Raw genomic sequence first — 8,217 nt, forward strand, 5'->3', positions numbered from 1 at the left:
GAGCTGTTGGTTTAGCTAATGGTAGTCGGTGATCTCCACATTGTCCGCTCCTCCATCGGTCCACCGAAAGCAAACACGAAATTGGTCGTTGATACGGATTGAGTACTGACCGGCGCGATCGCCCTTCAGCGCTTCAAGCCGATTTCCCGGTGGGACTTTCGGGTCGGCCAGTTCGGCTGCGTTGTCCAGCATGAACAGTTTCCGCTAAGCGACACGAATGAGATCTGCCGGAAATCCTTTCGGAGCTTTGCCTGTCGAAATCGCTTCAGTGGTCTTGTCTCTGAACGAACGTATCATCCACTGCCCCTCGCATCGTATCTTTGCATGATACGTCTGCAAGATCAAGCGCAGAGTATCATGCCGCGATACGAAATGCCCCGAGGGATCATGTTGAGTGAGGTGCGCCCACCGGCACCTCCAGCCCGACCTTCACCCGATCCATCGCAACGAACGTGCGAAACCGCCTGACGTTGTTGTTCTCAAAAAACAATCGCCGGGTCAGCGCCTCGTAGTCGGCCATCGTCGCCACGGTGACGACCAGGATGAAGTCGGCCTCGCCGGTCACGTAATAGCATTGCTGCACTTCCGGCACCGCGGCGAAGCCACGCTTGGCGGCGTCGATCAGCTCGGCCCGCTCGCTCTCCACCTCGACCTCGACGAAGACGGTGATCGGATGGCCGACCTTGGCCGGATCGACCAGCGCGACATTGGCGCAGATGACGCCCATTTCCTCCATGCGCTTGATGCGCCGCTGCACGGCCGGCGCCGAGAGGTTCACCGTCTCGCCGATAATGCGCTGGGGCGTGCTGTTGTCCTTCTGCAGGATGGCGAGGATGGCGCGGTCGAAGGCGTCGAGGTCGGGCAAAATGGACATGACAGCATCTAAACGAAACAAACTTGCATTTCAGGTGCCGAGACAGAGCGCCTTTCTCACTGGACTTGCAATAAATTTCAGCCAACAAGACAGAGAAAGCCGATCCATGTTCCTCCTTAACCACCACCCGAGCCATCGCCAGCCGCTGACCGAACAAGACGCCGCGACGCTTGGGCTCGCCGGAGCCGCCGACGCCGAGCGCTTCCTGGCCGCACGCGACAACCATGCCGAGACGCCGCTGCATGCCTTGCCGGCGCTGGCCGGCGAACTCGGCGTCGGCTCGCTGTATGTCAAGGATGAGGGCAAGCGCCTCGGCCTCGGCAGCTTCAAGGCGCTGGGCGGCGCCTACGCCGTCATCCGACTGGTGCTGGAAGAGGCTGGGAAACGGCTCGGCCGTGCCATCGATGTTGCGGAACTGCATGGGCCCGACGTGAAGGCGATTGCCTCGGGCATGACCTTCGCCTGCGCGACCGACGGCAATCATGGACGCTCGATAGCGCAAGGCGCCGGCCTGGTCGGTGCGCGCTCCGTCATCTTCGTCCATTCGGGCGTCAGCAACGAACGCGTCGCGGCGATTGCCCGCTTCGGCGCCGAGATCGTGCGCATCGCCGGCGATTACGACCAGTCGGTCAGGGAAGCCGCCCGTGTCGCCGCCGAGCGCGGCTGGACCGCCGTCTCCGACACATCCTGGCCGGGCTATGAGCGCATCCCGGGGCTGGTGATGCAGGGCTACACCGTTATCGTGCGCGAAACGCTGAGGCGCTTGCCGCAGCCGCCCACCCACGTCTTCCTGCAGGCCGGCGTCGGCGGCCTTGCGGCGGCGCTGGCCGGCCATTTCGCCATCGTGCTTGGCGAGGATCGCCCTGCGGCAATCGTGGTCGAGCCCGCGCGGGCGGCGTGCGTCTACGCCACCGCGAAGGCGGGGCGTCCAGTCGCGATTGCGCACAGCAAGCCCACGGTGATGGCGATGCTCGAATGTTACGAGCCGTCATTGGTCGCCTGGCGCGTCCTGTCGCGGCTCGGCGATGCTTTCATGACCGTGGACGAGGACGACGCGGTTTCGGTGATGAACCGCCTGGCGCGGCCTTCAGGCACTGATCCGGCGATCGTTTCCGGCGAGAGCGGCGGGGCGGGGCTCGCCGGTCTGATCCGCGCTGCCGACGACAAGAAGATGCGCGGGGCTCTCGGCCTCGATGCCCATTCGCGCGTGCTCATCATCAATTCCGAAGGTGCGACCGACCCCGGCCGCTATGCCGAGCTGGTCGGGATGGCGCCGGACGAGGTTGCGCTGGCGAGGCAGCCGGCATGAGCAGTCTGACGATCAATGCCGACCGTCTGCTTGGCCGTATCGCGGAGCTCGGCAGCCTCGGTCGCGATGCGCAGGGCCGGCTCGTCCGCGTCGCCGCCTCCGACATGGACAAGCTTGGCCGCGACCGCCTTGTCGGTTGGCTGGAAGAGGCAGAGCTCGACGTCGCCATCGATCGCATGGGCAACATCTTCGGCATCTGGCAGGGCGACGCCGAGGCAGGCCAGGAAGCGGTGATGCTCGGCTCGCACATCGACACGGTGATCGACGCCGGCATCTATGACGGCTGCTACGGCGTGCTTGCCGGCCTCGAAGCAATCGAGACCCTGAAGGAGGCAGGATTTGCGCCGGCGCGCCCGCTTGTTGTCGCCGCCTTCACCAATGAGGAGGGCGTGCGCTATTCGCCTGATATGATGGGCTCGCTGGTCTTTGCCGCCGGCCGGGATATCGAAGAGGCGCTGGCCTCGATCGGCACCGACGGCTCGGTGCTGGGCAAGGAGTTGGAGCGCATCGGCTATGCCGGCCGGCATCAGCCCGGCTTCCTCAAGCCGCATGTCTATGTCGAGCTGCATGTCGAACAGGGGCCGGTGCTGGAGCGCGAGGGCATCGCCATCGGCGCGGTCGAGAACCTGCAGGGCATTTCCTGGCAGCGCATAACCATCGACGGCGTGGCCAACCATGCCGGCACCACGCCGATGTCGATGCGCCAGGATGCCGGCGTCGCCGCCGCGCGGGTGATCAGCTTCCTCGCGGACCGGGCCAGCGCCTCGCCGACACCGACGGTCGCCACCGTCGGCACCATCGCTTTCGAGCCAAACGCGATCAACGTCATCCCGTCGCGGGCGATCTTCACCATCGACCTTCGCGATCCGAACGAAATGCATCTTCGCGAAGCCGAAGCGGCGCTCGCCGCCTTCCTCGACGACCTTGCCGCAAGCGCCGGCGTCACCATCCATGCCGAAAGCCTGGCGCGCTTCGAGCCGGTGACGTTCGATGCCGGCATCGTCTCGCTGATCGAGGATGGTGCCAGAGCCGCCGGCCTTTCGTGCCGGCGCATGACGTCGGGCGCGGGGCACGACGCGCAGATGATTGCTCGCATTGCGCCATCCGCGATGATCTTCGTGCCGAGCCGGGGCGGCATCAGCCACAGCCCGGACGAGTTCACCGCCGCCGACGAACTGGTTGCGGGCGCCAATGTCCTGCTTGGCGTCGCCGCCCGGCTGGCAGCCGACTGATCGCGGAACCAAACGGTATGTTGTCGACGGCAGGTGCCGCCAAGGCGAAACACCACCAAAAATAGTCATCTCGAAACGTTGCGTGCCACCAAGGCGGGAATCCGGCGACATCTGATCGAAACAAACTTCAATCACTAGCCAGATCAGGGAGCGCGATTCTCGCGCGCGTCAAAAAAGTTCAGTGTATCGAAGAAAGAATAGCATGCTGCTCATCAACCAGCGCCCCGAACACAACCAGCCGCTGGTGCCGGCCGACGCCGAGGCCCTCGGCCTGGCGGGCGCCGACCGGGCCGAGCATTATCTGAGGGCTCGCGACGACCATGCCGAAACGCCTCTCTATGCCTTGCCGGCGCTGGCCAATGGCCTCGGCATCGCAGCACTGCATGTCAAGGACGAGGGCCAGCGTCTTGGCCTTGGCAGCTTCAAGGCGCTGGGCGGCGCCTATGCCGTCATGCGGCTGGTGCTGGAAGAGGCCGGCAAGCGCTTCGGTCGCGAAGTCGATATCTGCGAAATCAACGATCCGAAGCTGCGCGCTATCGCCGCCCAGATGACCTTCTGCTGCGCCACCGATGGCAACCACGGCCGATCGGTCGCGCAGGGGGCGGGCCTCGTTGGCGCGCGTTCGGTCATCTACGTCCATGCCGGCGTCAGCGCCGAGCGCGTGGCGGCCATCGCCCGCTTCGGCGCCGAGATCGTGCAGGTCGAGGGCGGTTATGATCAGGCGGTCCGCGAAGTCGCCCGGGTCGGCGCCGAGCGCGGCTGGAAGATCGTCTCCAACACCTCCTGGCGTGGCTACGAGCGCATTCCGGGGCTTGTCATGCAGGGCTACACGGTGATCGTGCGCGAGGCGCTGCGGCACATGGCCGAACCGCCCACGCACGTCTTCCTGCAGGCCGGCGTCGGCGGTTTTGCGGCGGCGCTTGCGGGCTATATGGCAATTCTGCTCGGCGAGGGGCGGCCGAAGGCCGTGGTGGTCGAGCCGAGGCGCTCGGCTTGCGTCTACGCCTCGGTGGAGGCCGGCCGTCCCGTAACGATCGCTCCTCAGCGGTCGACGGTGATGGCGATGCTGGAATGCGCCGAGCCGTCCCTGATCGCCTGGCGGGTGCTGGCCCGCGTCGGCGACGCCTTCATGACCGTCGACGAAGACGACGCGGTCGCGGTGATGAACCGGCTGGCCCGGCCCTTGGGCAACGATCCGGCCATCGTTTCCGGCGAGAGCGGCGGCGCGGGGCTTGCCGGGCTGATCCGCGCAGCCGGAGACAAGGGCATGCGCGCGGCTCTCGGGCTCGATGCGACGTCGCGTGTCCTCGTCATCAATTCGGAAGGCGCGACCGACGCCGGCCGTTACACCGAGCTGGTCGGGGCGGTGCCGCGGGAGCTGGAGCTGCAGATCGCCTGAAGGATTTCCAGGAAAGCGGGCTTCCCCCCGGAATCGATGGAAATGAAGCGCAACTTCGGGAAGACTCGCCTGGAACGAGCGCTGGGGAAAGAGAAGATGGCTGACCTCGACCAGCAGCAGCTGCATCGCGCGATGACGGCCTGGCGGCGCGACCTCCACGCCCACCCGGAATTCGGCTTCGAGGAAAAACGCACCGCCGCCTTCGTGGCGGAGAAGCTTCGCGCCTTCGGGCTCGAAGTCGCGGAAGGCATCGGCGGCACCGGCGTTGTCGGCACGCTGGCCAGGGGCAGCGGCAATCGCGCGATTGCGCTGCGCGCCGACATGGATGCGCTGCGCATCGCCGAGCAGCATGGCGGTGTGGCCGTCATGGCCGCACCGCCATGCTGCTCGGCGCGGCGAAGCTGCTGGCGGAAGAAGGGGGCTTCGACGGCACGGTGCGGTTCATCTTCCAGCCGGCCGAGGAGTGGGGCAGGGGCGCGCTTGCGATGATCGAAGACGGGCTCATCGAACGCTTTCCCTTCGAGGAAATCTTCGGGCTGCACAATATGCCGGGCTTGCCCATCGGCCACTTCGAAACCCGGAGCGGTCCGATCATGTCGGCCGAGGACAATTTCGAGATCGTGCTGAAAGGCTTGGGCGGCCACGCCGCCAGGCCGCACGACGCTCGCGAGACGCTGATTGCCGCCTGCGCGCTGGTCGTCAACCTGCAGACCATCGTCTCGCGGCGCCTGAGCCCCGTCGATATCGGCGTCGTCTCGGTCACCGAGCTCATCACCGACGGCACCCGCAACGCGCTGCCCGGCCTCGCCCGCATCCTTGGCGACTGTCGCAGTTTCCGGCCCGAGGTGAGCGCGGCGATCGAGAAGGAGATGGGCCTCATCGCCGAAGGCACGGCGCAGGCCTATAACGTAGCGGCTGAGGTCACTTACACGCGCGAGTTCGTGCCCTTGATCAACGACGCGGCGCTGGTGAATGAGGCGCTTGTTGCGGCCCGAACGGTGCTGGCCGGCGATGCCGTCGGCATCGCCGCCGAGCCGATGACCGCCTCGGAGGATTTCGCCCGCTTCCTCACCGAAGTGCCCGGCTGTTTCGTCTTCCTCGGCAACGGCAATTCCGCCCCGCTGCACAACCCGGCCTACGATTTCAACGATGAAGGCCTGCTGCATGGCGCGCGTTTCCACGCGGCGGTGGTGAGGCGAAGGCTGGCGGCGGGGTAAGGGCGTCTGCGATTGGCGAAAGCGGCGGAGCTTCTGCTTCGTCATCCTCGAGCTTGACCCGAGGATCCATTCGATGACCTTTGGCGTAGAGTTCGGCAGCGCAGAATACTGTAGCTGTTGCAACGCTTTAGCGTAACGGCATGAATCCCAGGGTCTGCGCGCGTCGCTTCGCTCCTTGCTTCGCCCTCGGATGACGAAGCAGATGGGCCGCGATCCTTCGCGCCCCCCTGTTCTGCCGGACATTTCCTCCAAAAAGCGGGGAGATTGGCAGCTTCACCCCAGTAACCCTTTTTTGTCAGCTTTCATGCACTATGCCCGAACGGGGACGGCAAGAACGAGGGCATGGCGGACGACACCAAACGCAACGGCGAATTCTGGGCGCTGGCGCTCGATCGCGCCCAGCTCGGCCTATGGGACTGGAATCTCGCGACGGGCGATTGCTACTATTCGCCGACCTGGTGGAAGATGCTGGGTTATGCCGAGGGCGAGCTCGATACCTCCGATCTGTGGCTGAAGCTCACTCATCCCGACGACTGCGAGCGAGCACTGGCGAGCGGCGACCGCCATATCGCTGGTGACACCGAGTCGATCGAGACGGAACTACGGCTGAAGCACAAGGACGGCCGCTGGGTCTGGGTGCTTGACCGCGGCGGCATCGTCGAGCGCGATGCCGAGGGCAAGCCGCTGCGCCTGATGGGCGTGCAGACCGATATCACCAGGCAGAAGGAGGCCGAGGCCGCGCTTGAGCAGGTCAATGTCCGCTTGCGGCTCGCGCTCGCCGCCAGCGGCACCGGCATCTGGCACTACGATATCGGCACCAACAAGAGCTATTGGGACCCGCGCACCAGGGAGATCTTCGGCCTGGTCAGCGATACCGACGAGGTGACGGCCGATCTCTGGCACACCTATCTCCACCCGGACGACAAGGAGGCCACCGAGCGCGCGCATCTGCCGCCGCCGGGCTCGAAAAGCGTGACCGCCACGCAATACCGTATCGTCCGGCGCGACGGCTCGGTCCGCCATGTCGAGTCGCTGGTGCGTTTGATCGCCGGCGCCGGCTCGGCCGGCCAGATCCTCGGCACGGTGCGCGACATCACCGACGAGACGAAGCGCGCCGAGGAGCTCGCTTACGCCGCCCATCACGATGCGCTGACCGGGCTGTGGAACCGCTCGGCCTTCGACCGGCTGCTCGCCGAAAACATCGGCGCGGCGGACCGGCTGCCGCTTGCCGTCTTTTATGTCGACCTCGACTACTTCAAGGCGCTGAACGACTATGCCGGCCATGCCGCGGGCGATATCGCGCTGAAGAGCGTCGCCGGCGGCATCCGCGCCAGCCTGCCGCCTTCGGCGCACGCCGCGCGCCTCGGCGGCGACGAATTCGCGCTGCTGGTTCCGAACTGCAACGACGCTTGCGCCGAGCGGCTGGCGCGTGCCGTGCTCGCCGCGGTGCGCGACGCCGATCTCGGCTCCGCCGTGTCGTCCCGCAGGCTAGCCGCCAGCATCGGCATCGCCTTCGTGCGCGATCCCCGGACGACGGTAACCGATGCGCTCGCCTGCGCCGACGATGCCTGCTACGCCGCCAAAGCCGGCGGGCGCGACCGCTTCGCCGTGTTCTCGGCCGAAACAGCTTCCGGAGCCGGCGGCCTCAACGCGGCGCGGCTTGCCGCCGATTTGGTCGATGCCATGGAGGACAGCCGGTTGAAGCTGTTCGGCCAGGAGATCCATCGCCTCGGCAGGCCCTGGCAAGACAGCCGCCATGTCGAGGTGCTGGCGCGGCTCGAGGCGCGCAACGGCAAGCTGATCTTGCCGGGCGAGTTCATGCCGGTGGCCGAACGCTTCGGGCTTGCCGCCCGGCTCGACCGCTGGATCATCCGCACGGCGCTGTCGCGCCATGGCAGGGCGATGCTCTCCGGCGCCGTCTCGCTCGGCTTCAACCTGTCGGCGCAGACGCTCTCCGATCCGCAGCTTTGGGATTTCGTCGACGCGGCGATCGCCGAGAACGGCGCGCCGCCGTCTGCAATCGGCTTCGAGATCACCGAGACCGCGGCTGTCACCAATTTCGACGCAGCGGAGGAATTCGTGCGCCGGGCAAGGCTGCGCCATTGCCGTGTCAGCCTCGACGATTTCGGCGCCGGCATGAGCTCGTTCGAATATCTGCGGCGCTTTCCTATCGATGCGATCAAGAT

Annotated in this window: 5 protein-coding genes and 2 pseudogenes; 5 read left to right on the forward strand and 2 right to left on the reverse strand. The window is 66.1% G+C overall.

The features are described from left to right. Positions 1 to 15 precede the first annotated feature (15 nt). Both EOA49_RS14625 and EOA49_RS14630 read right to left on the reverse strand, forming a co-directional pair. A pseudogene (locus EOA49_RS14625) lies at positions 16 to 297 on the reverse strand (type II toxin-antitoxin system RelE/ParE family toxin). Positions 298 to 385: 88 nt separating this feature from the next. Further along, on the reverse strand, positions 386 to 874 hold the full coding sequence (locus EOA49_RS14630) for an Lrp/AsnC family transcriptional regulator (RefSeq protein WP_127241560.1): 489 nt from the start codon (positions 872 to 874) through the stop codon (positions 386 to 388). Between the two features lie 106 nt (positions 875 to 980). Here EOA49_RS14630 and EOA49_RS14635 point away from each other — a divergent pair, with 106 nt between their 5' ends. The 5 genes and pseudogenes from EOA49_RS14635 to EOA49_RS14655 form a co-directional block, all read left to right on the forward strand. Further along, positions 981 to 2,183, forward strand: a complete 1,203-nt coding sequence (locus EOA49_RS14635) for a diaminopropionate ammonia-lyase (RefSeq protein ID WP_127243215.1) — start codon at positions 981 to 983, stop codon at positions 2,181 to 2,183. Further along, the gene (locus tag EOA49_RS14640) at positions 2,180 to 3,415 is read left to right on the forward strand and encodes a Zn-dependent hydrolase (protein ID WP_127243216.1); all 1,236 of its coding nucleotides are present in this window, start codon (positions 2,180 to 2,182) and stop codon (positions 3,413 to 3,415) included. The genes EOA49_RS14635 and EOA49_RS14640 overlap by 4 nt, the downstream gene beginning before the upstream one ends. A gap of 202 nt (positions 3,416 to 3,617) precedes the next feature. Then, positions 3,618 to 4,814, forward strand: a complete 1,197-nt coding sequence (locus tag EOA49_RS14645; RefSeq protein ID WP_127240857.1) for a diaminopropionate ammonia-lyase — start codon at positions 3,618 to 3,620, stop codon at positions 4,812 to 4,814. A gap of 96 nt (positions 4,815 to 4,910) precedes the next feature. After that, positions 4,911 to 6,031: pseudogene (locus tag EOA49_RS14650) on the forward strand (amidohydrolase). Between the two features lie 342 nt (positions 6,032 to 6,373). After that, positions 6,374 to 8,217: diguanylate cyclase (locus tag EOA49_RS14655; RefSeq protein ID WP_127243217.1), on the forward strand; the 1,844-nt coding region annotated here is incomplete at its 3' end.

It is taken from the genome of Mesorhizobium sp. M1A.F.Ca.IN.020.04.1.1, assembly GCF_003997315.1.
Lineage (GTDB): Bacteria > Pseudomonadota > Alphaproteobacteria > Rhizobiales > Rhizobiaceae > Mesorhizobium.